The organism is Flavihumibacter cheonanensis (genome assembly GCF_022352215.1).
Taxonomy (GTDB): Bacteria; Bacteroidota; Bacteroidia; order Chitinophagales; family Chitinophagaceae; genus Flavihumibacter; species Flavihumibacter cheonanensis.
Map to the genome: position 1 here is coordinate 1,025,555 of NZ_JAKRWF010000002.1, position 25,885 is coordinate 1,051,439.

24 protein-coding genes are annotated in these 25,885 nt (G+C 44.8%); 9 read left to right on the forward strand and 15 right to left on the reverse strand.

All coding sequences use genetic code 11. From position 1 onward, the window contains the following. Nucleotides 1–214: 214 nt before the first annotated feature. Entirely contained in the window at nucleotides 215–2,542 is a 2,328-nt protein-coding gene (locus MD536_RS13730) for an efflux RND transporter permease subunit (RefSeq protein ID WP_239601096.1), read from the reverse strand. A 96-nt stretch (nucleotides 2,543–2,638) separates the two neighbouring features. On the opposite strand from MD536_RS13730, the gene porZ reads away from it, so the two are divergent. Together porZ and recO are read left to right on the forward strand one after the other, a co-directional pair. After that, a complete protein-coding gene (gene porZ, locus MD536_RS13735) occupies nucleotides 2,639–4,819 on the forward strand; it encodes a type IX secretion system anionic LPS delivery protein PorZ (protein WP_239601098.1) in 2,181 nt (726 codons plus the stop codon). 2 nt (nucleotides 4,820–4,821) lie between these two features. Then, complete coding sequence (gene recO / locus MD536_RS13740) at nucleotides 4,822–5,559, forward strand: DNA repair protein RecO (RefSeq protein ID WP_239601100.1); 738 nt, start codon at nucleotides 4,822–4,824, stop codon at nucleotides 5,557–5,559. Here recO and MD536_RS13745 read toward each other — a convergent pair. Beyond that, on the reverse strand, nucleotides 5,556–6,698 hold the full coding sequence (locus tag MD536_RS13745; RefSeq protein ID WP_239601102.1) for an amidohydrolase family protein: 1,143 nt from the start codon (nucleotides 6,696–6,698) through the stop codon (nucleotides 5,556–5,558). The two genes, recO and MD536_RS13745, sit on opposite strands and share 4 nt — an antisense overlap. A gap of 54 nt (nucleotides 6,699–6,752) precedes the next feature. Here MD536_RS13745 and prfA point away from each other — a divergent pair, with 54 nt between their 5' ends. After that, nucleotides 6,753–7,823 carry a peptide chain release factor 1 gene (prfA, locus tag MD536_RS13750; RefSeq protein WP_239601108.1) on the forward strand — a complete coding sequence of 357 codons (1,071 nt, stop codon included), beginning with the start codon at nucleotides 6,753–6,755 and terminating at the stop codon, nucleotides 7,821–7,823. Between the two features lie 504 nt (nucleotides 7,824–8,327). Here the strand turns inward: prfA and MD536_RS13755 are convergent. From MD536_RS13755 to MD536_RS13780, 6 genes are all read right to left on the reverse strand, one after another. Continuing rightward, nucleotides 8,328–8,735: a VanZ family protein gene (locus tag MD536_RS13755; RefSeq protein WP_239601110.1), complete on the reverse strand. Its 408-nt coding sequence runs from the start codon at nucleotides 8,733–8,735 to the stop codon at nucleotides 8,328–8,330. 10 nt (nucleotides 8,736–8,745) lie between these two features. Then, complete coding sequence (locus MD536_RS13760; protein WP_239601112.1) at nucleotides 8,746–9,561, reverse strand: anti-sigma factor; 816 nt, start codon at nucleotides 9,559–9,561, stop codon at nucleotides 8,746–8,748. Continuing rightward, entirely contained in the window at nucleotides 9,558–10,097 is a 540-nt protein-coding gene (locus MD536_RS13765) for an RNA polymerase sigma factor (protein ID WP_239601114.1), read from the reverse strand. Before MD536_RS13765 ends, MD536_RS13760 begins: the two co-directional genes overlap by 4 nt. 7 nt (nucleotides 10,098–10,104) lie before the next feature. Further along, complete coding sequence (gene gcvH, locus MD536_RS13770) at nucleotides 10,105–10,482, reverse strand: glycine cleavage system protein GcvH (protein WP_239601116.1); 378 nt, start codon at nucleotides 10,480–10,482, stop codon at nucleotides 10,105–10,107. A gap of 61 nt (nucleotides 10,483–10,543) precedes the next feature. Then, entirely contained in the window at nucleotides 10,544–11,251 is a 708-nt protein-coding gene (locus tag MD536_RS13775) for a peptidylprolyl isomerase (RefSeq protein WP_239601117.1), read from the reverse strand. After that, entirely contained in the window at nucleotides 11,241–11,585 is a 345-nt protein-coding gene (locus MD536_RS13780; protein WP_239601119.1) for a hypothetical protein, read from the reverse strand. The genes MD536_RS13775 and MD536_RS13780 overlap by 11 nt, the downstream gene beginning before the upstream one ends. Before the next feature lie 53 nt (nucleotides 11,586–11,638). Between MD536_RS13780 and serS the strand changes: the two genes are divergently transcribed. The 4 genes from serS to MD536_RS13800 all read left to right on the forward strand — a co-directional run bounded on the left by serS (nucleotide 11,639) and on the right by MD536_RS13800 (nucleotide 16,358). Beyond that, nucleotides 11,639–12,907 (forward strand): serine--tRNA ligase, encoded by a 1,269-nt coding sequence (serS, locus tag MD536_RS13785; protein WP_239601121.1) that lies wholly within the window; start codon nucleotides 11,639–11,641, stop codon nucleotides 12,905–12,907. Between the two features lie 159 nt (nucleotides 12,908–13,066). Further along, nucleotides 13,067–13,684: a hypothetical protein gene (locus tag MD536_RS13790; RefSeq protein WP_239601123.1), complete on the forward strand. Its 618-nt coding sequence runs from the start codon at nucleotides 13,067–13,069 to the stop codon at nucleotides 13,682–13,684. A 49-nt stretch (nucleotides 13,685–13,733) separates the two neighbouring features. Further along, a complete protein-coding gene (locus MD536_RS13795) occupies nucleotides 13,734–15,149 on the forward strand; it encodes a DUF1800 domain-containing protein (protein WP_239601125.1) in 1,416 nt (471 codons plus the stop codon). A 12-nt stretch (nucleotides 15,150–15,161) separates the two neighbouring features. Further along, a complete protein-coding gene (locus MD536_RS13800) occupies nucleotides 15,162–16,358 on the forward strand; it encodes a DUF1501 domain-containing protein (RefSeq protein WP_239601127.1) in 1,197 nt (398 codons plus the stop codon). A gap of 46 nt (nucleotides 16,359–16,404) precedes the next feature. Here the strand turns inward: MD536_RS13800 and MD536_RS13805 are convergent, their stop codons facing one another. From MD536_RS13805 to gyrB, 4 genes are all read right to left on the reverse strand, one after another. Beyond that, nucleotides 16,405–17,142 (reverse strand): 3-keto-disaccharide hydrolase, encoded by a 738-nt coding sequence (locus tag MD536_RS13805; protein WP_239601128.1) that lies wholly within the window; start codon nucleotides 17,140–17,142, stop codon nucleotides 16,405–16,407. 71 nt (nucleotides 17,143–17,213) lie between these two features. Next, a complete protein-coding gene (locus MD536_RS13810; RefSeq protein WP_239601135.1) occupies nucleotides 17,214–19,169 on the reverse strand; it encodes a lectin-like domain-containing protein in 1,956 nt (651 codons plus the stop codon). 71 nt (nucleotides 19,170–19,240) lie between these two features. Further along, nucleotides 19,241–19,444, reverse strand: coding sequence for a hypothetical protein (locus MD536_RS13815; RefSeq protein ID WP_039133489.1), 204 nt, complete (start codon nucleotides 19,442–19,444; stop codon nucleotides 19,241–19,243). A 106-nt stretch (nucleotides 19,445–19,550) separates the two neighbouring features. Next, a complete protein-coding gene (gene gyrB, locus MD536_RS13820) occupies nucleotides 19,551–21,530 on the reverse strand; it encodes a DNA topoisomerase (ATP-hydrolyzing) subunit B (protein ID WP_239601137.1) in 1,980 nt (659 codons plus the stop codon). 171 nt (nucleotides 21,531–21,701) lie between these two features. Between gyrB and MD536_RS13825 the strand changes: the two genes are divergently transcribed. Further along, nucleotides 21,702–22,682: a helix-turn-helix transcriptional regulator gene (locus MD536_RS13825; RefSeq protein WP_239601139.1), complete on the forward strand. Its 981-nt coding sequence runs from the start codon at nucleotides 21,702–21,704 to the stop codon at nucleotides 22,680–22,682. A gap of 45 nt (nucleotides 22,683–22,727) precedes the next feature. On the opposite strand, the gene MD536_RS13830 is transcribed toward MD536_RS13825, so the two are convergent. From MD536_RS13830 to MD536_RS13840, 3 genes are all read right to left on the reverse strand, one after another. Beyond that, the gene (locus MD536_RS13830; protein ID WP_239601141.1) at nucleotides 22,728–23,096 is read right to left on the reverse strand and encodes a four helix bundle protein; all 369 of its coding nucleotides are present in this window, start codon (nucleotides 23,094–23,096) and stop codon (nucleotides 22,728–22,730) included. A gap of 92 nt (nucleotides 23,097–23,188) precedes the next feature. Continuing rightward, nucleotides 23,189–23,692 (reverse strand): ferritin, encoded by a 504-nt coding sequence (locus MD536_RS13835; protein ID WP_234866900.1) that lies wholly within the window; start codon nucleotides 23,690–23,692, stop codon nucleotides 23,189–23,191. A gap of 33 nt (nucleotides 23,693–23,725) precedes the next feature. Then, nucleotides 23,726–24,928, reverse strand: coding sequence for an anhydro-N-acetylmuramic acid kinase (locus tag MD536_RS13840; RefSeq protein ID WP_239601143.1), 1,203 nt, complete (start codon nucleotides 24,926–24,928; stop codon nucleotides 23,726–23,728). Between the two features lie 133 nt (nucleotides 24,929–25,061). Between MD536_RS13840 and murQ the strand changes: the two genes are divergently transcribed. Beyond that, nucleotides 25,062–25,883: an N-acetylmuramic acid 6-phosphate etherase gene (gene murQ, locus MD536_RS13845; RefSeq protein WP_239601145.1), complete on the forward strand. Its 822-nt coding sequence runs from the start codon at nucleotides 25,062–25,064 to the stop codon at nucleotides 25,881–25,883. The last annotated feature ends 2 nt before the right edge of the window (nucleotides 25,884–25,885 follow it).

A 25,885-nucleotide genomic window follows, 5' to 3' on the forward strand; every position in this document is an offset into this window, starting at 1 on the left:
AAGAGTGTTAAAAATAAAGACAATTGATGAACGGTAAATGATGCATGTTAAACGGTTTGAAATAGAAAATTTTGGTAAATGATCCAGATTTTACAGTACAAAAAAAATTATATATATATCTAATTGTAAAGCAGTTTGTTTATTTGAATAAACAAAAAAGGAGACTCTTTTAATGAGTCTCCTTTTGGAAATTTCTAATAAAATTCTAATCTGTTTAAGATTTTTTTCGCCCTTTTGTAAGATCAATTAACAGGGCAGGAAGCAGTACCAGGTTGGTTATGGTTGCAATAACAAGGGTCAGGGAGGTCAACCAGCCCAATCCCTGGGTACCCCCAAATCCACTGAAACAGAAGATCACAAAGCCTGCAATCAACACCAGGGATGTATAGATAATACTGATTCCCGTAGAATGAATGGTTTCGATCACCACCTGCTGGCGCTCTTTCTCAGATCCGCCCTGCTCCTGTTTGTAGTTTACCAGGAAGCGTATGGTGATATCAATGGCAATTCCCAATGCCACACTGAAAATCAAAACAGTGGAGGGTTTCAGCGCCACTCCCGCCCAGCCCATAATGCCGGCGGTTATAATCAGAGGCACTACATTGGGGATCAGGGAACATAATAGAATACGGCCATTTTTGAAAAGGTATAACATACAGAGCGCAATCAACAGAAAAGCCCAGAAGATACTTTCCTTTAACCCGTTGATGATAAATGTACTGCCCTCCAAAAAAGTAATGCTACTACCGGTCAGGGTTACCTGATACTGACTGGTATCAAAATACTGATCGGTTTTGGTCTGTATTTCATTCAGGATTTCCGGCAATCGCTTACTGCCCACATCTTTCATATTCACGCTGATACGGGTCATCTGTTTATCCTCATCCATAAAGGAACGCACCAACTGACCCATCTGATCTCCCTTGTCTTCCGAACCTTTCATATTAAGGTAGCCGGCCAGAAAACTGATGTCAAAACTGTTAGGTAAACCATAGTTACTGCTGTCACCATCATAATATGCCTGCCGCGCAAATTTCATTCCTTCCACTACCGATAATGGCCTTGCCATTTCCGGTAAACTGCTGATAAATCCTGATAAGGAATCAATCCGCTCAAACAATTGCAAGGGCTGCCGGCGCAGGCCATTTTTGATTTTGGTATCCACTACAATTTCTAGTGGCATCACACCTCCGAAATTCTGTTCAAAGAATTTCAGATCGGTATAAATTCTGTCTGTTTTAGGAAGGTCATCAACAATAAAACCTTCTGATTTAAGTCGGAGTATGCCCAATACTGCAACAATCGTAACAGCCAGGGTGGTGCCATAAATCAGCTTCCGGTGATTGAGCGACCAGCGTTCCAGTCGGTCAAGTACAGCCTGCAGCCACCTGTTTTCCAGATACCGCGTATGCCTGTTTTTGGGTGCGGGCAGATAACTCAGCACCACCGGAATGAAAATGAAAGAAATTAAAAAGATCACCATGATGCTGATACCTGCCACCACACCAAATTCTTTCAGCACCGCACTTCGCGTTAGTGCAAAAACTGCAAAGCCAATCGCAGCAGCGATATTGCAGAACAGCGTCACAATCCCCATTTTTCCTACCATGGTCCGGATTGCTTCTTTTTGAACGCCTGTCTCATTCCAGGATACATGGTATTTGTTGAGGAAGTATATACAATTCGGTATTCCAATCACCACAATCAGCGGTGGAATTAGCGCGGTAAGTAAGGTAATTTTATATCCGATCAAAACCTGAATCCCAACACTCCAGATTACGCCCATAATTACTACTGCCAGGGAGATTAAGGTGGCACTGATACTTCGGAAGAATAACAATAGTATTACTGCAGATAAGGCAAGTGATCCAATCAGCAGCCATTTCATTTCACGCGCAATCCTGTCAGCGATCTGGGTACGTATGAGGGGCAATCCACTATAATGAATGTCCAACTGATGCGCCTTACCAAATGCATCTACCCTGCTGACAATATCCTCAATGATTTTTGTCCGGGCCGGAGATGCCATCAAGTCCCGGTTCATGCCCAATGCCATCAACCAGCTATTGGTTTCCGGATTATAAAGAAGTCCGCGATAAAATGGCAGACTCCGGAACAATGCCTGCGCGCTGTCCAGTTCTGCCTGGCTGACTGTGGTATCGGGAAATATGCGTTGCGATTGCAGGCGCTCTGAAACGGGGTCCTTCACCAGGTTCACGGCACCCGGAATACCCAGGATGTTTTCTACCCCCCTGATTTTTTTCAGGTCTTTCTGCAGGAGGCGATAGGACTCAAATATCGGTTGGCTAAAGAGTTGATCGGTTTGAATGCCAACCACTACCAGGTTGCCATCTTCTCCAAACTGTTTTTTAAATGCGATATAGGCCTGGTATTTCGGATTATCGGTGGGAATTGCCTTGGCGAATTCATAACTCATTTCCACCTTGCTGGCATGATATCCCATAAAGCCGGTAGCCAGCAGCAGGACCAGAATCAATACCAATCTGTTTTTCAATACAAAAGAACCCAGTTGATGCCACATGAACAGGAGGTTTTGCAATTATAGCACGCAAAGAAAACCATTTTACAGCTATTAATCGGTTAAAAGCCGGACCGAAGCGGTTAACTTTGACTTCTTATGCGTTCCCGCTGCCTCGTATTCGTATTGATTTTCCTGCTTTCAACTGCCTGTTTTGCTCAACCCATTGGTACCTGGCAGGACCATTTATCCTACCAATCCGCGATCGCGGTGGGTACAGGCGATAGTAAACTGGTTGTGGCAAGTCCATGGGCGCTCTTTACATATGATCCCCAGAACGAAACCTTCTCCCGCTTTTCCAAGATCAATGGATTATCAGAATCGGGCATTGAAACCATTTACATCGATGGATCTCTGACAATCATAGCGTACTCAAATGGTCAGATCGATTTGCTGGAAGATGGTAAAACTAGAACTGTAAATACCCTTCGACTCAGCAATATTGCGGCAGATAAAAAAGTGAATGCAATCTGGAAGGAAAATGACCGTTGCCTGCTGGCTACCGGCTTTGGAATTGCTGTATTGAATATCGAAAAAGCAGAAATCGGGGATGTATATCTGATCGCTAACGGTGGAGTCTATTCGAAAATAAACAGTATCGCGGCAAGCACTGGCTATTATTATGCAGCTGGCGAGCAAGGTCTTTACCGGGCTTCCCGTTCTGCAACAAATCTCGCAGATTTTCGCAACTGGACCCTCTTGAGCGGATTGCCCGCCGGAGCAGTACAGAAGGTGTTGGTATGGCGAAATGAGCTATACGTACAAATCGGAAATCAACTCTTTAAGGAGGAGGCAGGCGGTTTCAATTCCATCTACCAGGACAACTGGCAATGGCAGGAAGTTGATACCAGTTCATCGGAAATATTACTGGCCCAACGTACTAACGGTGCTGCACGTGTGCAGCTAATAAATAATACCGGACAGGTTCAAACTACATTAACTCATCCGTTGATTCAATGGCCTTATCAAACAGTTTATTTTCAGGAACAGTATTGGGTGGCCGACTCCTTAAACGGGCTGATAAATTATGATGGTAATTTTGTTGATCGACTGTATCCTAATTCACCAGCTGGAATAGGAACAGGCGGACTGGTGGCAGGAGCTTCAGGCTGGTGGATGGCAAATGAAAATCGCTTAAGCCGTTTTCTTGATGGAAACTGGCAACTATCATCCACGTTTGAAGCTATTGGTCCATTACTGGAAACTGGTGACGGGGGACTTTGGGTGGGATCAAGGAATGCAGGACTGGGTCTGTTAAGGGAAGGCAACCTGCAGGTTTTTCGGGAAGAATTGCTGGGAGAATCGGTTCAGGAGCCAGAGGGGTATAAAGTAGGCGGACTCGCATTGGATGCGGCCGGACAACTTTGGATCAGCAATGATGAAGCAGCAAGGGGGCTGGTGGTAAGAAGGCCGGATGGAACCCACCAGTCATTTGAGATTCCCTTTTTTTATCCCTCACTTCGGGTAAAGGAGATCGTTATAGATGAACTGGATCAGAAATGGATTGCTTCTCCGGGAAATGGACTCTTTTGTCTGAATGCCACGAATGAGCAATGGCGGTTCTTCCAGGCAGGTACCGGAAATGGTAATCTGCCTTCGAATGAAGTGCTCAGTCTTGCACGGGATCAGTTTGGTTTTATCTGGATCGGTACCGCAGATGGTATTGGAATCATACAATGTGCCAGCCAGGTTTTTTCAGGGGATGCTTGCGAAGCAATTTTGCCGGTTGTGCAATCCGATAATTTTGCCGGTTTCCTTTTTAAGGGAGAAGCTGTTCAGACTATTGCTGTTGATGGAGCAAATAGAAAATGGATCGGTACAAAAAATGGCGCATGGCTGATCAGTGCGGGTGGTGAACAAACCCTGTTAAGATTTACGACCGCGAATAGCCCCTTGCCGGATAATGATATTCGTAAGATTGCAATTGATCCTACAACCGGAGCAGTATTGATATCAACTGCAAAAGGGTTAATGAGCTATCAGTCAACCGCAACCGAAGGAGGCCGAACCAATACTAACGTACTGGTATATCCGAATCCAGTTCCTCCCGGATATACAGGAACGATTGCCATTCGTGGCCTGGTGAACAATGCAGTGGTGAAGATTACTGAATTGAATGGCAGGTTGATTTACCAGGGACGCGCACTAGGCGGACAGTTTATCTGGAATGGGTTAGACCTGAACGGTAAGAAAGTGGCAACGGGAGTTTATCCGGTTTGGATCAGTAATGATGGAAGAACCGAGCAGGCAGTTACCAAAATTGTTTTCATTCAACAATAGTTATGAATTTTCATACCAAAGGAGTTGTGTTACGGACAGTAAAGTATGGAGAAACAAGCGTGATTGTTTCCATCTTTACTGAATTGTTTGGTATGCAATCGTACATTGTTAATGGCGTACGTTCCTCTTCAAAAAAGGCAGGAACCAAATCCAACCTGTTTCAGCCTACGGCTTTACTCGACCTGGTGGTGTATCACAATGAACAGAAAAACCTGCAACGCATTAAAGAGCACCGTTGGGCAGTATTGTATGAACATCTTTTCTTTGATGTTTTCAAGGGAGCGGTGGCAACCTATATGGTAGAATTATTGCAGAAATGCCTTAAGCAACCGGAGCCCAACCCGGATCTCTTTTATTTCATGGAGGATGCATTATTGCACCTGGATAAAGCGAGTCCGAAAATGGTTGCTAACTATCCCCTTTTTTTCTCCTTGCACCTCGCTAATTTTTTCGGATTCCGGCTGGTAGATGAATACGATGAAACACATACTATACTGGATCTTCAGGAGGGTATGTTTTTGAATCAGCATCCGACACATACGTTTTACCTGGAGGGGTTCAATAGTGAAGTAATAGCTACCTTCTTACGTGTTATGCAACCGGAAGAATTAAGCCAGGTTCATTTACCCGTGAGTACCCGAAGATACCTGTTACAGCAACTGGAATTGTACTATGCGCTTCATGTCAGTGATTTTGGGCAGCTGAGGTCTATGGCGGTATTGCAGGAAGTATTGGGTTAAAGTAGCCGCGTTACCTTCCAGTCGTTCAAAGCAATCACTCCTGGTGTTTTGCCTTTTTCAAAACTTCCCAGATGACTATCCATATTTAATGCCTTTGCTCCATTGAGGGTAGCCCATTGAAGCAGGTGTTCCAACGGAATTTCCGGATAGCAGCCTGCCAGAAGTTTTAATTCTTCGGTTATGGATAACTGGTAGTTAGAAGCCAGGCTGTCGGTGCCGATTACAATTTTATCAAGCTGTGATTTTAACAAGAACCCGGGCGGCATACTTTGATTGATGTATTGGTTGGCACCCGGACAAACGCAAAAAAAAGTTTCGTTGATTGGTTGCTGTTGCAGGAAGGCAAGATCATCCGGACTGGTTACAACATTGTGTACCAGTATCAGTTTCGCTGCCTTGTTCAGATGGGGGAGTACGGCCTGCAGACTGGTGATGCCGGGTGCTTGAAAGAAATCAATGTTTACTCCAATTGAGGTGAAGAGATCCCGCAAGGGGGATTGGCCACTGATAAAAAAATCATTCTCTGCTTCTGATTCCTGGTTGTGCATGGAAAGCAGGGTACCGGGATCAAAGTCGTTGATCAGTTGAAACAGTTCAGGTGAAACAGAATAGGGCGCATGGGGTGTTATGCTGGCGGGACCAATCTCACGGAATTTTTCCCAAACAGTCCGGGCTTGTTCAAACCGGTTTTGGGCTGTGGCACCAATGAAACCACTTACTTCTACAAAGCTGTGGTAGTTCAGCCTGCTCGATTTTTTTGTCTCCAGGCTATGCAGGGTATTACAGATATCACCAACGGCTACGATGCCTTCCAAATGCATTTGCTGGTCTGTCTGATAGCTGGCTTCCTGGATGGCTTCAATGGCGGCCTGTCGGTGGTTCATCACGTTCAGCAGAAAGGGGATCATGCCAGTTTGAGGTGGGATTTTTCCTGCCATATGACTGAGTTCCAGGTGACAGTGTGCATTTATAAATCCCGGGGAAATGATTCCATCTACGGGTTGAATATCATCACCAGCCTCTGCAATTGAAACGATTGCTTCAACCTGCCCATTGGATTGGGTGATGAGTACGGAATCCTGCGGAGCCCAGGATTTTCCGGTAAAAAGTTTTGTTCCCCGAAACTTTCGATATGCCATGCCTGCTTTTCTGTTAATTTTGCCAACCTTTTCCCGGTATAAAAGTAAGCAACTATGTTAGACAAGCTGGAAGCGATTGAGGCTAGATTTAAAGACCTGGGTGTGGCGCTGACCAACCCTGAAATCGTGGGAGACAATAAGAAGTTCAGTGCCCTGAGCAAAGAATACCGCAGCCTGGAAAAGATTGTTGAACAATACAACCAGTATAAGTCAGTTTTGTCTGATGTTGAAACCTACCGGGAGGCGCTGGCAGGAGATGATGAGGAATTGCGTGAACTCGCCAAGGAAGAACTACCTGTGCTTGAGGAAAAGGAAGAAAAGCTGCGTGCGGCCATCCGCCAAATGCTGATACCAAAGGATCCTCAGGATGAAAAAAACGCCATTCTTGAAATACGTGCCGGAACAGGTGGCGATGAAGCTTCTTTATTTGCCGGAGATCTGCTGAATATGTACCTGCGTTATTGCAACAGTAAAGGCTGGAAAACAGCTATCCTGAGCGAAAATGAGGGAACTGTTGGAGGTTATAAAGAAGTGAATGTGGAGGTGATTGGAGATGATGTGTATGGCACAATGAAATTTGAATCAGGTGTACACCGGGTGCAGCGGGTGCCGGCAACTGAAGCAAGCGGAAGAGTGCATACCAGTGCCGCAACTGTGGCAGTAATGCCGGAAGCAGAGGAAGTGGATGTGGAAATCCGGGATGCGGATGTCAAAATGGAAACTGCCCGAAGTGGCGGAGCCGGTGGTCAGAATGTGAATAAGGTGGAAACCAAAGTAATGCTCACGCATATTCCAACCGGAACGGTAGTGATTTGTCAGACAGAAAGAACCCAGCTGGCCAACCGGGAAAAAGCCATGCAAATGCTCAGAACCAAACTCTATGAAGAGCAGGTGCGCAAGCAGGAAGAAGAAATTTCCCGCCACCGGAAAAGCCTGGTAAGCAGTGGGGATCGCAGTGCAAAAATCAGAACGTATAATTTTCCTCAAGGTAGAGTAACAGACCACAGAATCAACTACACAGCATACAACCTCGACGCTGTTTTGAATGGCGATATCCAGGAATTTATTGATCGTTTACAGTTTGCAGAGAACGCAGAAAAAATGACGCAGCAACAGGGAAATTAATTTTGTTTTTACCGAATTAATGTGGTAAATTCAGTAGGTGATCGGGTGAATTGAAATTGCTGTTGTTTTTACTTCTTTTTCTATCATTTTTTACGGATAATACCCTGAATAGGGTATATCAAACGTTTGCGTAATCCCTACGAAAGCAGTCGTGATGCGGGCTCCGTGTTAATTATTTTAAAAATCAAATTGGGTCTGATTAAATAGCGGAGATACTGTCGTTACTTTGTGTTATCAACGAAAGAGAGAAAGAGAAAAGTAGAGATTGGTAAATTTCAAAGTTCTTTAACGATTCAAAGCACACTATTTGGTTAGTTTGATCGTTTAGTATAATAGAAATTAGATTCAACGTTTTTGACTCTCACTTAAGCAGTCAATTTTCTCATAAGCAGTTAGTTTTGGTTACGGCCCCTGTTTCCACAGGGGCCTTTTTTTATGGTGAAAAGTGAAAGGTGAAAAGTGAAAGAAGGTGAGACGACAGATGTGAGAAGTGAAACGTGAAAACTATGTGAAAGGGGGGCGTTTTATTTTTTTGGTGAACCAGAGTCCGGCGATGAGTCCGGCAATTGCACCGATACCATCTGCAAGGGCATCCAACCAATCAAAATCCCGGTGAATCAAAGGCGAGGCCTGCATGAACTCCACAATAATTCCATCTCCTATTGCCAGTAATACAATTATAAAATTCCAGGTTCTTTTTTGGTGAGGGTTGAGATCGTCTTTCAGGTTAAAGAAAACAACCCAACTTCCTACCATTATAAAATAGAGGCCGAAATGAACAATCTTATCGGCATGAGGAATAAGCTCGATTTTTTCTTTGCCGAAACTGCCTCCTGGTAGCAGCAGGAGGAAATGAACAAAAACAAGTAATACTAAAGGGAATGTTCGTCTTTCAAAAAACGAGTGCAACATGAAAATGTAATTATACTTTTCCTAACACATACATAGCTGTCAGCGTAGGACTCTGACTGCCGCCTGCATTTTCCAGGGTGATAGCAAAAGCTTCTGCACTTGGAATATTTTTCATTTTCACCAAACCATCTCCTGGTTCTAAATCAATTACACCAGCATCTACAGGTTTACCATTAACGATTGCCCACAATTGATATTGTTTTCCAGGTTCAGGTTTCGGTAATTGGTTAACCAACAGGTAAACTTCCGCAGCATTTTTATCCCAATACACAGTGGTTAAACTATTCGTGTTATTTACAGCTGTCATTTTAATTGGCTGTACATTGGGATTTTTGATCCTGCTCAAATCCGTTTCCAGTTCATTCAAACGGGTTTGGATGCTATTGTTATTCTCAGCGAGCTGCTGCTGTTGGGCAAGCAGATCTTTATACAAGGAATCAGATTGTTGATACCGGTTGTACAGGTAAATATTCAGGACTGCACTTCCAGCCAGCAATATAACCGAAGCAGCTACGAGGTATTTTTTCCAACCGACACCAGAGTACGCCTCCGGAGTTGGCAGTTCAACAACTGGGGCGGGCTGAGTGAGAGAACCTGATTCAGGTTGGGTGATTTTTTCAAAAATGGAATCGCGCAGGGCAGGAGGAGGTGCAACCGCACCGGCCATGGCACTGGCTTCCAGGCTGGCTTCAAAGGCATCGCGTGCAGCCCGAACTTCAGGATAGGCAGCGCACATACGCTCCAGTTCCTGTTGCTCCGCCTGATCTGCGAGTCCCAGTACACAGCTTTCAATGCTGCCACTTTCTATGTATTCCTGCACATTCACGTTAAAAATTTTCTAAGTTGCAGCAAGGCGGCACGGATTCTCGTTTTCACGGTTCCCAGGGGGATTTCCAGCAGCTTTGCTATTTCCTCATGCGTATATCCTTTCAGATAAGCCAGATCGATTAATACCCGGTGCTCTTCTTTCAATTGCCCGATTACTTTCGATAAGCCTATATGATCCAGTGAAGGATTAGTTCCCTCCGGCTGAATATGTACGTCAGAATCCAGTTCCCGGTTTTTCTGGCTGTTCTGGTAGGCTTTGGATCGGGTCATGTCAATGGCCGCATTCCTGGCGATATTGAGCATCCAGGTAAATAATCTTCCCTTCGATGCATCATAAGTCTCCATTCTTCGCCAGATGTTTACAAAAACTTCCTGTAAAACATCTGAAGCGAGGGCCTGATCAGGAATAATTTGAAGTATCACACCATTTAAGGCACCTGCATAATGATCATACAGATACTTAAAAGCAGTCTCCTCTTTTTGCCGGAGCAATTGAACCAGTTCTGGTTCTGTGTATGTGTTAGCAGTTGTCAAGAAGGAATTATCCGATCAGTGTCTTATAACCTTCCGAATCCAGCAGGGCATCCACATCAGCCGGATTGGAAACTGTCATTTTAATCATCCAGCCTTCACCATAGGGGTCGGAGTTCACCAGCTCTGGGTTGGCAGCAAGGGCGGGATTTACTTCGTTAATGGTTCCACTTACAGGCAAGAACAGATCTGATACGGTTTTAACAGCTTCTACTGTACCAAATACAGCTTCTGCATCCAGGTTTTTACCAACTGTTTCGATTTCCACATATACAATATCACCCAATTCCCCCTGAGCGAAATCAGTGATGCCAATGGTTGCAATATTTCCTTCCAATTTGATCCATTCGTGATCTTTCGTATACTTTAATGCTGCAGGGATATTCATGTCTTGACGTTTTGTGCTGCAAAATATGGAGAATTATGAATTATGAAGTATGAATTATGAATTAGGGGCGGCGTATTAGCCGGACTTTCTTAATCACCACTGGCTCAAGGGGGCGATCCCCACCTGTACGACCACTGGTTTTTACTGCGGCGATGGAATCCACCACCTCCAGGCCAGTGATCACTTCTCCAAAGATCGTATAGGCCTGATCCAGGTGAGGAGCTCCACCAATTGTTTTGTAAACAGCCCTGTGCTCCACAGGTAGTTTCCGGCCATTCAGGCGATTGATTTCTACCGAGTCCAGGGACTGATCGGTAAACACCCTGCCCTGTACAATATAAAACTGGCTGCCACTACTGGCTCTTTCAGGATTCACATGATCGCCCATACGGGCAGCTGCCAGCACTCCCTTGCGGTGAAAGTACTGCGGACGGATTTCAGCCGGAATAGTATATCCGGGCCCACCACTTCCCAGCTTAGCCGTATCAGCAGCTTTTCTGGATTTGGGGTCCCCTGCCTGAATCATAAAGTCCGGAATCACCCGGTGGAATTGAATGCCATCATAAAAACCGGATCTTACCAGGCGGATGAAATTATCACGATGATGAGGGGTTTCGTTGTATAATCGTAGCCGTATGGTACCCTTGCTGGTTTGTAGCTCCACATCCCGGTTCTGAAATCTTTTAGGGATAGGAGCCCCCGCTTTGGGACTGCAACCTATTATTAGAGCACCTAACACCAGGCAGCAGGTAATCAACCTACAACTCATTTTTATCAAAGTAGAGTAAAACATGATCTTTTAAAAAGAGTTCCTGTTCATTCGGAGGCAGAATTGGCAGGTCTTTCAATTGCCTGAAATGAGGCCAGCCATCGGGATCGCGCCCTTCCAGTTCATAATAGCCGCTTTGAGCCAGTAGGCTGCATACAGCCACATGCATCAGATCCTGTTTTTGCTCCTTGCTGAATTTCTCCTTTACTTCTCCCAGTTCCTGTATCCCGATCAGGAATAAAATCGTTTCCATATCTGGCTTCTTACCGAAACGCTCCACCAGCTTAGCTTCCAGGTTCCACCAGCGTACCTGTAAATCGTCCTGTACATTCATGGTACAAAGATAACCGGACGGGTCACTTATATTTGCGTCAAATTCAAAAAGAGATGTTACAGGTGAATTTTATCAGGCAGAACGCGGATTTCGTGAAGGAAAGACTGGCCGTAAAACATTTTTCCCAGTTGAACCTCGTGGATGAGCTGATTGCGCTGGATGAAAAAAGAAGAAAACTCCAGTTTGAGCGGGATGAATTGCAAAGCAGGGTGAATGCGGCATCCAAGGAAATCGGTAACCTGATGAAATCGGCCAAAAAGGAAGAAGCGGAGGCACTCAAGGCGGAAGTGGCTGCCATCAAAATACAAATGGATGATACTTCTGAACTGGCTGACCTGGAGGCCGCGGTTCATGGCATCCTGGTACAACTTCCCAATCTGCCGGCTGCAGAAGTGCCTGTTGGTCGCACTCCGGAAGAAAATGTTGTGGTTCGGGAAGGAGGCGTGAAGCCTGTTCTGGCTGCAGGATCCAAGCCCCACTGGGACCTGGTATCACAGTATGGCTTGATTGATTTTGAACTGGGTAACAAGATTACCGGCAGTGGTTTCCCTGTATATAAAAACCAGGGAGCCAAATTGCAACGTGCACTGATCAGTTATTTTCTGGATTATAATACGGCTGCGGGTTATGTAGAATACCTGCCTCCACATATGGTAAATGAAGCATCTGCTTACGGAACTGGCCAATTGCCCGATAAAGAAGGACAGATGTATCATGCTACCGCTGATAATTTTTACCTGATTCCAACAGCCGAAGTTCCGGTTACCAATATTTACCGCGATGAGATTCTGAACGCGAATGAACTTCCTGTGAAGATGACGGCCTATACACCCTGCTTCAGAAGAGAGGCAGGTAGTTATGGAAAGGATGTTCGTGGTTTAAACAGACTGCACCAGTTTGATAAAGTGGAAGTAGTACAACTGGTTCATCCTGAAACTAGCTACCAGGTATTGGAAGAAATGGTTTTGCATGTTGAGAAGCTCTTACAAAGCCTGGAACTTCCTTATCGCATTCTTCGGTTATGCGGCGGCGATATGGGCTTCACATCAGCACTCACCTATGATTTTGAAGTGTACAGTGCTGCCCAGGAAAAATGGCTGGAAGTGAGTTCTGTTTCCAATTTTGAAGCCTATCAGACCAACCGTATGAAAATCCGGTTCAAAGATGAAAAAGGCAAAACACAATTGCTGCATTCTTTGAATGGTAGTTCTATGGCGCTGCCGCGTATCGTAGCAGCATTGCTGGAGAACAATCAAACCCCGGAGGGAATAAAATTACCCAAAGCTGTACAGCCTTATTTTGGTGGTGAATGGATTAAATAATTCATGTCTAATCTTCTTGTAAATCCGTGGACAACCACGGATTTTTTTTGCTGCATTCAATAGAATATTTCTAATTCTGGTAACATAATGGGAGGTTAAATATTGCCGGAGTATTGCAGGTATGAAATACATATCAGATTTTGAGTGAAATTTTATTTTATGAAAAAAATAGTTACTTTTTTAATGGTCTCCTTATGTACTTTCCTGGTTGCAAATGCCCAGGTACCTAAAGGGAGTATTTTATTTGGAGGATCTGCCGGATTTGGATCTTCTTCCAGTTCCTTTTCTGGTTCAGGTGCCAATAACAGCAGCTCCAATTTTTCTCTGGCTCCGCGCATCAGCTATGCTGTAGCGTCCAACACTTTGATCAGTATGCGGACAGGTATTAATTTGTCGCAGACCAAATATGATAATGGACAAAAGACCAATAACCGTGCATTTGATCTTGGCGTATTTGGTAAAAAATTATTTCCTTTTAAAAATGGATTTGGCTGGTATCCCGAAGTTGGGGTCTGGGGAAATATGGGCAAATATGAATCCAGAACTGCAAATGGTACAATATATACAACCAAAGGCAGCGAGTTTTTGACAGGGATTACCCCCGGACTATTTTACCAGCCCTCTGGCAAAGTTCTTATCAATATTGAGTTTGGAGGAATACGATATAATTATTCCAGAATTGAAAACGATATTGATAATTCAGTTACGAAGAATAATGGGATTAACCTGAACCTTTTCCAGTCTTTCCAACTGGGCTTTGATATAATTATCAAATAGGTTTAAACTTTCGGACTGGAATTTGATCTTATTAGGAAAATAGGATCTTTTGAAAGTATCGCAAACAGCTCTACAGCATCTGGCCTGGCGTGCAGGATTTGGTCCGGCTGCCGCAGACCTGCCACAAATCCGAAAGGCAAAACCTGCTGATTTCCGAAAGCAGTTTCTCCAGGAATCGTTTAACGAGCCTTCTGATTTGAAGGCAGTCGATAATCCTTTTGCCGGTATGACACTGCCGGAGATTTCTAAAAAACTAAAGGACGCTGGTGAAGAAGATAAAAAACAATTGAGGAATTTTCACCAGGAAGGGATTAAAAAATTGAATCGGCTCTGGATAAAGGAAATGATCAGCAGCAAAGCTCAACTCAGGGAGAAGATGGCTTTTTTCTGGCATGATCATTTTGCCTGCCGAACTGGTAATGCGATGCATCTGCAACAGTATCTTCAGGTAATTAGAAGCCATGCATTGGGAAAGTTCCCGGATTTGTTGATGGCCGTTAGTAAGTCTGCGGCTATGATCAATTATCTGAATGCTAATCAGAACCGAAAAAACAGTCCGAATGAAAATTTTGCCAGAGAAGTAATGGAATTGTTTACTGTCGGAAAGGGCAATTATTCAGAAGAGGATATCAAAGAAGCAGCGCGGGCTTTTACCGGATGGAATGCAACCTATACGGGGGATTTTATTTTCAGAGAAGGTCAACATGATGCGGGAAGCAAACGGATATTTGGTCAAACTGGTAATTTCACAGGTGAAGATGTGCTCAAACTATTGGTGAAGCAAAAAGCAACAGCGCGTTTTCTGACTGAAAAGGTCTACCGTTTTTTTGTAAATGAGGAGCTCGATGAAAAAATTGTCTCCTCACTCTCCAATGGATTTTATGCATCCGGATATGATATTGGTCAATTGATGCAAACCATATTTTCTTCAGACTGGTTTTATCAGAAGAAAAATATCGGCAACCGGATTAAATCTCCGATTGAATTATGGGTTGGAATCAACCGGCAGTTGCCAATGGAATTTGGAAACCAGGATGCTGGAATGAGTTTTCAACGCATCATGGGACAAGTACTTTTTAATCCTCCCAATGTAGCTGGTTGGCCATCCGGTAGAGCCTGGATTGATAGCAGTTCATTGATGTACCGTTTGCAGCTGCCCAGGATACTTAGTGCCGGAACAGATTTTACTGTTAGTCCTAAAGCAGATGATGATGTTCAGATGGGTAAAGTTGCAAAACCCGCTAAAGGGCTAGTTGCACAGATTCGCTGGCCTCTTTTTTTACAGGCTTTTTCCGGAGTGGAGAACAAGGATGCAGAAACAGCACTAAGTACCTTCCTGCTTCAAACAGAAAAGGCACCATCAACCCTTATGCTGGAAAAATACAGTAAACACAACAGCAGAGAATCACTTCTTTCTAGCCGGACCATACTGCTGATGCAGAGTCCCGAATATCAATTATGTTAATACCTTGTTGCTATGTTAATTAAGAGAAGATCATTTATAAAAGGTACCGGACTTGCAACCGCATCTTTACTGATGCCCCGTTTTCTGCATGCATTTGATGCAGATGAGAAAGTAGCTCCAGGAAATAAGGTGTTGGTGGTTTTGCAGCTCAGCGGTGGCAATGATGGCTTAAATACCGTGATTCCTTATGGTAATGATATTTATTATAAATCCAGACCTGGAATTGCCATTGCAAAAGAAAAAGCGATTCGCCTGACAGATGATGCAGGCTTGCATCCATCACTGAATTATTTGGGAAAGTTGTTCGAGGATGGAGCCCTGGGTATTCTCAATAATGTTGGGTATCCGGAACCCGATCGTTCTCATTTCAGAAGCATGGATATCTGGCAGAGCGCAAGTGGAGCAAAAGAATATTGGCAAACAGGATGGTTGGGCAGATTCCTGGATGAACAATGCAGGAACTGCGAACATTCTACACAGGCCATTGAGATTGATGATATGTTGAGCCTGGCATTAAAGGGGAAAACAAAAAATGGGTTTGCGTTTAAGGATCCGCGTAAGTTATACCAGGCGGGGCGTTCTCCTCTATTTCAGGATTTTTTAAATGCGCATGATCAGGAGCATGCAGAGCATACGGTATCCTATCTCTACAAGACATTGGCAGATACCAAAAAAAGTACTGCCTACATCTATGAACATAGTCAGCAGCTGACTACCGGCCTGTATCCAAACCATGAACTGGGCCGCAATTTGAAAACAATTGCTTCCCTGATTCTATCTGATATAAATACTCAGGTGTATTATGTTTCCATTGGAAGTTTTGATACACATGTGGGACAGGATGTTCAGCAATCCCGTTTGTTCAAACAGATTAATGAAGCATTGGAGGCTTTTGTAACGGATCTCAAAAAGAACAACCGCTTTGAAGATGTATTGATCATGAGTTTTTCAGAATTCGGAAGAAGAGTGGCGCAGAATGCAAGCAGGGGAACCGATCATGGCAGTGCCAATAACATGTTTTTTATTTCAGGAGGCTTGAAGCAGAAAGGCTTACTGAATGAACTGGATGATTTAACGTCTCTGAAACTTGGAGACCTTCAATATAAGGTAGATTTCCGACGGGTATATGCCACGGTGCTGGAGAACTGGTTAAACGTAAAAGCGGAGCCGATTCTTGGCAATGCCTTTGAACCGCTCCGCTTTGTATAATTGGTTATCTCACCCGTCCGGTGCCACCGGACGGGTGAGGGGAGGATCAGAGTTTACGAACCCAGATATTCCGGAAACTCACCGGATTGCCATGATCCTGGAGTTTGATCCCCATGGGGCCATGTTTTTTGTAGGTTGCAATTCCGATGTATTCTGTTGCACCAGCAATGCTGGTATTGTTCTGAATCAGCACCCCATTGTGTAACACAGTAATTCTTGCTGGTGATTTCAGCATACCGTTCTCAAGAAAGCGGGGCGCAGTAAAAATAACATCATAAGTCTGCCATTCACCCGGACCTTTACTCGCATTCACCATCGGCATGGTTTGCTTGTAAATGCTTCCTGCCTGGCCATTTGAATAGGTGGTGTTGCCATAACTATCCAGTACCTGCAACTCGTATTGTTCCATCAGGAAAACGCCACTATTACCTCTGCCCTGGCCTTCACTTTCTACCTTTGCCGGTGTTCTCCATTCGATATGCAGTTGAAAATCTTCAAAGACCTGCTTGGTTTTGATATCACCGGAACCTGCCTTTACTGTGAAGATGCCATTTTCTACTACCCATGCAGCGGGACTGGAACCATCTTTTGCACTCACCCATTCAGAGAGATTTTTGCCATCAAAGAGCACGATGGCATCTGATGGCGCCTGTTGCGCTGAACCTGGATTAATAATCGGTGGAACCGGATTCCATTGCTCTGTAAGTTTGGGATCTTTCTGTGCAAAACAGGCACTGAAGCTGAAGCCTGCCAGGAGGCATGCTGATAAAATTTGTTTTTTCATATTACTTGCTTGCGTATCGTTGAGGAATAAGTGTGAAATCTGTTTTTAAAAATAAGCAATCCGGCCCAGTTTTACCGGATCAATTGCAAACTGCCTTTTTTCCTGTAGGCATTGCCGTTATAGTCCTCACCGCTGATCATCCAAACATAAGTTCCTGCAGGTTGATCAATTCCACCCAGGCGACCATCCCAACCGCCGGCATTTAAACCCTCATACACCAGTTGTCCAAGGCGGTTGAAAATCCTGAAATAATAGACCTGTTTCATTCCAATTGCCAGGAAACTGAATCGATCATTTTTACCATCACCATTGGGTGTAAAAGCGTTGGGTACATAGAGATCCGGCCCTTTGAATACCCGAACAAATAAGGAATCTGTGGTTGCACAACCCGCATCTGTAAAAGCTGTTAATACCAGTGTGGTTGGCCGGTCCAGAATGGCAACCGGATTTGGGAGAGAAGGATCGGATAGCTGTCCGGCTGGCGACCAATTGTAATATTGACCTCCTGATCCATTTAACTGCAATGGCTGGTTGATAGCAACTACAGTATCTCTGCCTGCATTGGCATTGGTTTGGAAAAAGCTGGCGATATGTTGTACTGGTTCACTCCAGCAACCATTTGCTCCTTTTCCTCTTACGGATAATGGGAAATCACCATTAACAGTGCTTCTAAGTGTAATTCGATTTTGGGTGGAGGAACCAATCAATGAGTTCCAGGCCCATTCAACTACAGGATTGGCTGATAAGGTTGAATTGGCTATGAGTATTATTTCATCTCCCACACAAGCAGCACTTATGGGTGGTAATAATTCGATTTCAGGTTGATCCAGCAGATGAACGATTTTTTCGACCGTTGCAGATTCACATCCTTCTTTTGTTTTCACACGTAAACGAACAGGAACCTGTGCTGGCCCGGGTACCCTGATCTCCGGAGGAGCCTGCCCGTTAAATGGCTGGCCATTAATGACCCAGTTCCATTCAGTGATACTTCCAAATTCCACATAAGAGCGGTCAAAGGGTTGAATTACCTCCGAACCACAGATCGTATCGGGCACCAGGAAATCTGGTTCCGGAATAGAGCCAATGGTGATGATCTGTTTAAAGGTATCTGACCAGCATCCATTATTGGCCAACACAACTGAGGAAACAGTATAGTTGCCCGGATTTTGATAAAAATGTGGAGGCGGATTTTTATCCGTGTAGGTAGTACCATCCCCAAAATCCCAATGCCAACCAACGATAGTTCCAAAAGAGGTGGATTGATCGACGAGTTGGATTTCCTGTGGTGCACAGGTCTCCACGCTAGGCAATTGTGTAAAGTTGGATTTCAACGAAGTACAAAACCGATGTTCATTGTTAGCACCTCCGGTGGCTGAAGTAAAACCCCAGAATACCATTGGATCATTTCCGAAAACCTCTGCAACCAAATTGATCGTATCTGATACCCGTAACTGGTCATCAATAAAGGCTGATAAAATGAAAAGATTGGCATCCCACCGGATACGGAGCACATGCCACTGACAATCTTCAATATTGTTACTGAAGGCAGAGGCGGCTACTGGACCGGCCAGGTTATTGGAACTGTTATGATTGTTATCGCCATTTTTCTGTATGCTGATATGGTCAAAATCCGGGTCAGCATTGTCTGTATTTTGCCATGTATCAATGGCAATGCCGACGGAGGGTTGTACACCCTGGAAGCCAATTCCGCCACCCTGTGATCCAATATTGGTTGCAATGGGCTGGAGAACAAAGACCATTCCATCAGCTCCATCGGGGTCCTTACAGCCCAGAAATACATCAAACCGATATTCAAAGGATTCTTGAAGGTTGATTTTATTGATATTCCAAACTGAGCCGGATTGTGTGTTGGTAGCAGATGTAAGTGTATAACAGTTGCAATTTTCCTTGAAGGCCGATCCGTTGATGTGGTAGGGGGAGTCAACAATGGATTGGGCTTTTACAGAACAGGCAAGACAAATAAGCAACAGAGCGTTGGCCAGGTATAACAGAAATCGTTTACTCACAGAGTATGAAAATAAAAAAAAGCACCTGCCTCACAAAGAACAGGTGCTTTTTTATTCGTTGAGTTGGAAAATTACCAGCCTTGTTTAGCGATGCCGGCTTTAATAGCAGCAAGGGCTTTCTCTTCACCCAGCATGGTAGTAAGTTTGTTACCCTTACCATCATTACCCTGTGCCATATAACCGCCTCTGGCAGTTTTAGTGATCACTGCGTCTTTGATCTCTACACCTTTTTCCTTGGTCTTTACGTTATATGCGGTCAATTTGATATCTGCCATGTTTTAAAAATTTTAAATGAACAATAGGGTTAAAACGCGCGCACAAGCTAGCCAAAAAATCTTAGAATGACCCTGATACGCGGATATAAATAGGAAAATTTTAATATCAGATGTCGATTTTGGCGTATTTAGCGTGACTTTCAATGAATTCGCGTCTTGGCGGTACTTCGTCACCCATCAGCATGCTGAATACCCGGTCGGCTTCTGCTGCATTTTCAATGGTAACCAGCTTGAGGGTTCGGGTATCCGGATTCATGGTGGTTTCCCAAAGCTGGGTGGCATTCATCTCACCCAAACCCTTGTAGCGCTGGATGGTTACACTGTCTTCCTTGCCTCCACCGAACTTTTCAACAAGCATTTTTCGGTCTTCTTCCCCCCAGGCATAACCCTGTTCCTTTCCTTTTTTAACCAGGTAAAGGGGTGGTTGGGCCAGGTATACATATTTATTAAGTACCATTTCAGACATATACCGGTACAGGAAGGTCAGAATCAGGGTGGCGATATGTGATCCATCCACATCGGCATCCGTCATGATGATCAGTTTATGGTAGCGAAGTTTGCTGAGGTTCAATGCTTTAGGATCTTCAGGAGTTCCTACTGTTACACCGAGGGCGGTATAGATATTCCGGATCTCCTCATTCTCATAGATCTTGTGCTCCATGGCTTTTTCCACGTTCAGGATCTTACCCCTGAGAGGGAGAATGGCCTGGAAATTCCGGTCGCGGCCCTGCTTGGCAGTACCACCCGCTGAGTCTCCTTCGACCAGGTAGAGCTCACAACGCTCAGGGTCCCGCTCCGAACAATCTGCCAGTTTACCAGGCAGGCCACCACCCGAAAGAACTGTTTTCCGCTGCACCATTTCGCGGGCTTTTTTAGCAGCCACACGAGCCTGGGCAGCCAGGATCACTTTGGAGATAACATTCCTTGCTTCCTTGGGATTTTCTTCGAGGTAGGCTTCCAGCGCGCGACTCACAGTTGTTTCCACCACACCGGTAACATCACTGTTGCCAAGTTTGGTCTTGGTTTGTCCTTCGAACTGAGGCTCCGGAACCTTCACTGAAATGATGGAGCTGAGACCTTCGCGGAAGTCATCCCCTTCCACTTCAATTTTGGCTTTTTCAAAGAGTCCTTCCCGGTCGCCATAGCTTTTGAACACGCGGGTTAAAGCTCTGCGGAAACCTGTTACGTGGGTACCACCTTCGATGGTGTTGATATTATTTACATAGGAGAAGATATGCTCCTTGAAATCATTGTTATAGGAGAGAGCCACTTCCACCGCCACATGAGAGGTTTCATCGTACCCTTCTACATAGAGGGTTTTGGCAATGAGTGGTGTACGATTGGCTGCCTGGTCAAGCATCTCCACGAATTCGGTGATACCACCTTCTGAATAAAACGTGTTGGTATAGTGCTGGCCATTTTCATCCAGTTCACGCAGGTCGTTTAGAATGATATTGATCTTGCGGTTCAGGAATGCCAGTTCGCGGAGACGGCCTTCCAGAATTTCCCTATTATACACCAGGCTGGTGAAGATGGTTTCATCAGGCCAAAAGTGAACGCGGGTACCGGTTTTTTCGGATGTGCCAACTTCTTTTACAGCGTATTGAGGGATACCAATTTTATATTCCTGCTGGAAAATCTTGCCTTCGCGCTGTACAGTTACTTTCAGATCGCGACTAAGGGCATTCACGCAACTTACACCCACCCCGTGCAGACCACCGGAAACCTTGTAAGTGTTTTTGTCGAATTTACCACCTGCGTGCAGCACGGTCATTACAACCTCCAGTGCACTTCTTTTCTCCTTGGTATGCATGGCGGTAGGGATACCCCGGCCATCATCCTGAACTGAGATGGAATTGTCTTCGTGGATGGTTACTTCAATATTCTTGCAATAGCCAGCGAGGGCTTCATCAATTGAGTTGTCGACCACCTCATACACCAGGTGGTGGAGACCTTTTACACCGATATCACCAATATACATGGCAGGGCGCTTCCGAACTGCTTCCAGTCCCTCTAAAACCTGGATACTATCCGCACCATAACCATTGTTGTTTGCTAGGGTTTCTTCCTGAATTTCTGTACTCATAAATACTGGTCAATACGCTTAAATGGTAGAAAAAAAGACTATTGGCAAATGTACGGAAAAGAGGTCAGATGTGAGACGTGAGACGTCAGAAGTGAGAAGTCAGACGTGAGACGTGAGAAGGGGCATGCAGATCCAGAAATGACAGAGGGATGACAGGTGGAGGGGGGATTGATGGCGGACCATTTACCTGAACTTGCCTATTTTTGCCCGTTGATGTTTCAGTCGCCTGATATATTATCCATAGCCCGGAAAGCGCCGGTGATGTACAATGAGTTGGAACTACTGTACCAAAAGGAGCAGCAAATTCCTGGTTCTGTGCATTACACTATCCACCGCTACCGGAAAAACATTGCTTTTGAGATGGATGATACAGGTTTCCTGGTGTATCACCGGGTGCCGGCGGATGAGAAACAGAATTACCTTGAGTTACGCTTTTGTATTGCTGGTAATATGTATTGCCGTCAGTATCAGACTGAGTGCGATAGCTGCCGGGTTACCCAAACCCCTGCCTGTGAGCATCGCACCCCTAGTGTGGATGTGATGAGTTTTGTATTCAGTCCGGCTCATTTATCGCAGTTTGTTGGCTCCGGCAACATGAACTCCCTCCAGGATGATATCATCCGGTTTCGACATCGAACTACCTTTTCAAAGGCATTATCACTTTGCAGCCGGACACGCTCAGTATTGGAAACCCTGTTGAATCACCAGTACAATGGTTCAATGGAGAATATCTTCATCAATGCGCAGATGCAGATGTTGCTATTGTTCAGCCTGGATTGTATGGTAGGAGAGAAGGAAGAAATCGCCTTCTCCTGTAAATTCCTGGCCAATGACAATGACCGGGTGAAAATTGAAAAGGCACGCGAATTATTACTACAACATATTGGTGAACCGATCACCATTAAAGAACTCAGCAAAAAAGTCGCCATCAATGAATGTTACCTGAAAAAGGGTTTCAAGGAAATGTATGGCACTACGGTTTTTGATTTCTACCAGAGCCAGCGCATGGAGCATGCCCGCTATCTGCTCTACGAAAAAGGCCTCAGTGTCACCGAAGTTTCCATGATGCTCGGCTATTCTTCTATCTCCCATTTTTCAACAGCGTTTAAGAAGCATACGGGGATTAAGCCGTGTGAACTGTTACTCCATTGAGGTGAGACGTCAGATGTGAGAAGTGAGACGTGAGATGTGAGACGGTTAATCTGATGATTCGGATTGTTTAATTAAGTTTGAGAGAAGAGCAAAACAATGATTCATCAGGCTGGAGATGGATGTATTGGAGGCTGCATTAAAATACCCCAGGTGATAACTAATTTCAAGGGCGGCATCAACCTCAATTAAAGATGCTCTGGCGATTTCATAAAATCGAATTCTTTCCTTGACAGTTTTTCTTGCGGCGCCTTCTGCAATATTTAGAAAAACTGAAACTGCTGCTCTACGAATTTGTTGTGTAATTCCAAATTTTTCAACTTCAGGAAATAATCTGGTGATTTTATAGCATTCTATTGCACAATCTCGTGCAATTTGAAAGACAGTAAGCTTTTGATGTTTTAGTTCTAATAACATAGCCCTATATTTCCCATAAAGAAAATATAGGGCTATTAATTCTGGTAGAGTGTTTTCACCCTTCTCACGTCTCACGTCTCACATCTGACGTCTCACTTTTCACCTCCCCTATATGCCATAATATCCCTATCAAACAAATACAACCCACTCTTATCCTCTCCAATCAACTCCAGTTTTTCATTAAGGGTGCGGGCGGTACGCTCTTCTTCCATTTGTTCGGTTACATACCACTGTAAGAAATTGTGGGTGGCATAATCCTTTTCGGAAAGGGAAAGGTGTACAATATCATTGATGCTGTTGCTGACTTTGATTTCGTGTTTGAGAAATTCGGCGAATGCAGATTGTAGACTGCGAAAAGTGAGGATGGGTTGTTCAAGTGGGGGTACCATCGCGAATCCACCGCGTTCATTGATAAAGCCCATGAGTTTGAGCATATGCATTCTTTCTTCATCTGCCTGTTTGTAAAAGAAGGCAGCAACTCCTTGTAGTCCGGGTTGAATATCGGCCCAGGAAGCCATTGCCAGGTAAGCCTGCGAAGATTCGGCTTCCATCTGCACTTGTTTATTCAGGGCATCCTGCATTGTTTTTGAGAGCATACATCTATTTTTCTGGAAGATACAAAATTGGCCTCATCCTGGGAAACTCAATTTGCCCATCGATACGGTTGGAATACCATTTCGACCTTCACCAAAATTCACCCGGCCACCTGTCAGCCATTCATTCGCCAACACAGCAAACAGGACTGCTTCTTTGGCATCGGGATCAATGCCTAGCGCACTCGTATCTTTAAATTGTATACCGGGAAGTAAGTTGCGCAGGTTGTTCATCAACACCGGGTTGTGCATACCGCCACCACTTACATAAAAATGAAAATCGGAGGGCGCATCGATTTGTGATTTCACTGCCTGGGCTATACCTTCTGCCGAAAACCGGTTTAAGGTTGCCATGATATCCGCTTCTGAAATTGCTGATGTTCCAGCCTTTCGTTTTGCTGCATCCAGGTAAGCCAGATTAAACAATTCCGGTCCGGTTGTTTTAGGAAAGGGCTGCTCAAAAAAGGGATGATCCAATAATGCCTGCAGGAGTTTTTCGTTTATGCGTCCCTGTGAGGCAAGCTGTCCATTGGAATCGTAATAAGTACCCGGATGCACTTTCTGTATAAACGCATCCATCAGGGTATTGCCTGTACCGGTATCAGAGCAGAATACGCGGTCGGGGTTCAGGTCGCCGGGTAAAAAAGTGAAATTGGCTATGCCGCCAATATTCAGCAAGATCCTGTTTTCACCGGCTTTGGAAAAAATCAGGTAATCGCCATAGGCAGCAAGGGGAGCGCCTTCACCTCCTCCTGCAATATGTTTCTGCCGAAAATCGCTGATGGTGATAATGCCGGTTCTTACTGCCAGGTGATCGCCATCGCCCAATTGCAGGGTGCCATTTCCGAATTTCTCAATCCCGTGTAAGGATTTGGGTGCGTGAAAGATTGTTTGCCCATGACTCGCAACAATGTCGATCTCTTCGGGTGAAATCCCCCATTTTTTTAATGCCTGGGCAATCAGATCTGCATGCTGCTCAGCTATCCAGCCATTCAGCAGACAGAGTTTTTGCAAATCCACCTGGGATTTTGAAAATACCGAGGCAATTTCTTCTTTGAATTCCGCTCCATACGGCAAGGTGATAAACTGCTCTAACCGGATCTCAGTATCCATTCCATTCCCCCTGAACCGGCACAGGGCGATGTCCAACCCATCTACAGATGTGCCTGACATGAGCCCGATGATCCTCCTTTCCGGACGGGAAGCAATCCGGTACAACTTATCTAAATACTGATTCATAAGCAGAAATTTAGTGGTTAAACAGCCTGTTTTTGCGGAAATATTCCTGAATATACATAAATTTATGCAATTATATGCAGGTATGTGCGGTTATATACTGCATTATGGGCAACTATTTTTCAACTACAAATGCATGGCTTACCAACGAATTACAGAACAAACATCGAACTACCGGCATCTCGAAACCTGGAGCATGGGGGAGATCCTGCGTACCATTAATAAAGAAGACAAATCTGTGCCGGATGCTATTGAAGAAGTGATCCCCTACATAGAGGCATTTGTAGAAGCTACCAGTGATCGCATGCTGGCGGGCGGTCGCCTTTTTTATGTGGGAGCTGGTACCTCCGGGCGACTCGGCATCCTGGATGCAGCTGAATGTCCGCCTACCTTTGGAGTGCCCCCTACCCTGATCATTGGTATCATTGCCGGTGGCAACAAAGCCATCCAGCAGGCAGTCGAAAATGCAGAGGATGATAGCGATCAGGCCTGGCTGGACCTTGCCCATTATAAGCCAACTGAAAGGGACACCATCCTGGGAATCGCGGCCAGTGGTTCCACGCCCTATGTTATTGGCGCCCTGAAAAAAGCCAGGGAAATGGGTTTGCTGACCGGCAGCCTTTGTTGTAATCCCGATAGTCCCATTAGTGCCTGGGCAGATTATCCCATCGAATGTGTAGTAGGACCAGAATTTCTCACAGGCAGCACACGTATGAAAAGTGGAACCGCGCAAAAACTGATCCTGAATATGATTTCCACTTCCTTAATGATTGCACTCGGCCGGGTGGAAGACAACAAAATGGTGAACATGCAACTGACCAATCAGAAACTGATCGATCGCGGCACCAAAATGATCATGGAAAAAACCGGCCTCACAGAATACGAGCAGGCAAAGCGTGCCCTGTTAAAGTATGGTTCAGTAAAAAACGCAATGCAATCTATTAGTATCGATATTTGATT

What these genes read in the sequence shown, in the direction of transcription:
- MD536_RS13730 (WP_239601096.1), bottom strand. Translation starts at nt 2,542, where the DNA reads ATGTGGCATCAACTGGGTTCTTTTGTATTGAAAAACAGATTGGTATTG.
- porZ (WP_239601098.1), top strand. Translation starts at nt 2,639, where the DNA reads ATGCGTTCCCGCTGCCTCGTATTCGTATTGATTTTCCTGCTTTCAACT.
- recO (WP_239601100.1), top strand. Translation starts at nt 4,822, where the DNA reads ATGAATTTTCATACCAAAGGAGTTGTGTTACGGACAGTAAAGTATGGA.
- MD536_RS13745 (WP_239601102.1), bottom strand. Translation starts at nt 6,698, where the DNA reads ATGGCATATCGAAAGTTTCGGGGAACAAAACTTTTTACCGGAAAATCC.
- prfA (WP_239601108.1), top strand. Translation starts at nt 6,753, where the DNA reads ATGTTAGACAAGCTGGAAGCGATTGAGGCTAGATTTAAAGACCTGGGT.
- MD536_RS13755 (WP_239601110.1), bottom strand. Translation starts at nt 8,735, where the DNA reads ATGTTGCACTCGTTTTTTGAAAGACGAACATTCCCTTTAGTATTACTT.
- gcvH (WP_239601116.1), bottom strand. Translation starts at nt 10,482, where the DNA reads ATGAATATCCCTGCAGCATTAAAGTATACGAAAGATCACGAATGGATC.
- MD536_RS13775 (WP_239601117.1), bottom strand. Translation starts at nt 11,251, where the DNA reads ATGAGTTGTAGGTTGATTACCTGCTGCCTGGTGTTAGGTGCTCTAATA.
- MD536_RS13780 (WP_239601119.1), bottom strand. Translation starts at nt 11,585, where the DNA reads ATGAATGTACAGGACGATTTACAGGTACGCTGGTGGAACCTGGAAGCT.
- serS (WP_239601121.1), top strand. Translation starts at nt 11,639, where the DNA reads ATGTTACAGGTGAATTTTATCAGGCAGAACGCGGATTTCGTGAAGGAA.
- MD536_RS13790 (WP_239601123.1), top strand. Translation starts at nt 13,067, where the DNA reads ATGAAAAAAATAGTTACTTTTTTAATGGTCTCCTTATGTACTTTCCTG.
- MD536_RS13800 (WP_239601127.1), top strand. Translation starts at nt 15,162, where the DNA reads ATGTTAATTAAGAGAAGATCATTTATAAAAGGTACCGGACTTGCAACC.
- MD536_RS13805 (WP_239601128.1), bottom strand. Translation starts at nt 17,142, where the DNA reads ATGAAAAAACAAATTTTATCAGCATGCCTCCTGGCAGGCTTCAGCTTC.
- MD536_RS13815 (WP_039133489.1), bottom strand. Translation starts at nt 19,444, where the DNA reads ATGGCAGATATCAAATTGACCGCATATAACGTAAAGACCAAGGAAAAA.
- gyrB (WP_239601137.1), bottom strand. Translation starts at nt 21,530, where the DNA reads ATGAGTACAGAAATTCAGGAAGAAACCCTAGCAAACAACAATGGTTAT.
- MD536_RS13825 (WP_239601139.1), top strand. Translation starts at nt 21,702, where the DNA reads ATGGCGGACCATTTACCTGAACTTGCCTATTTTTGCCCGTTGATGTTT.
- MD536_RS13830 (WP_239601141.1), bottom strand. Translation starts at nt 23,096, where the DNA reads ATGTTATTAGAACTAAAACATCAAAAGCTTACTGTCTTTCAAATTGCA.
- MD536_RS13835 (WP_234866900.1), bottom strand. Translation starts at nt 23,692, where the DNA reads ATGCTCTCAAAAACAATGCAGGATGCCCTGAATAAACAAGTGCAGATG.
- MD536_RS13840 (WP_239601143.1), bottom strand. Translation starts at nt 24,928, where the DNA reads ATGAATCAGTATTTAGATAAGTTGTACCGGATTGCTTCCCGTCCGGAA.
- murQ (WP_239601145.1), top strand. Translation starts at nt 25,062, where the DNA reads ATGGCTTACCAACGAATTACAGAACAAACATCGAACTACCGGCATCTC.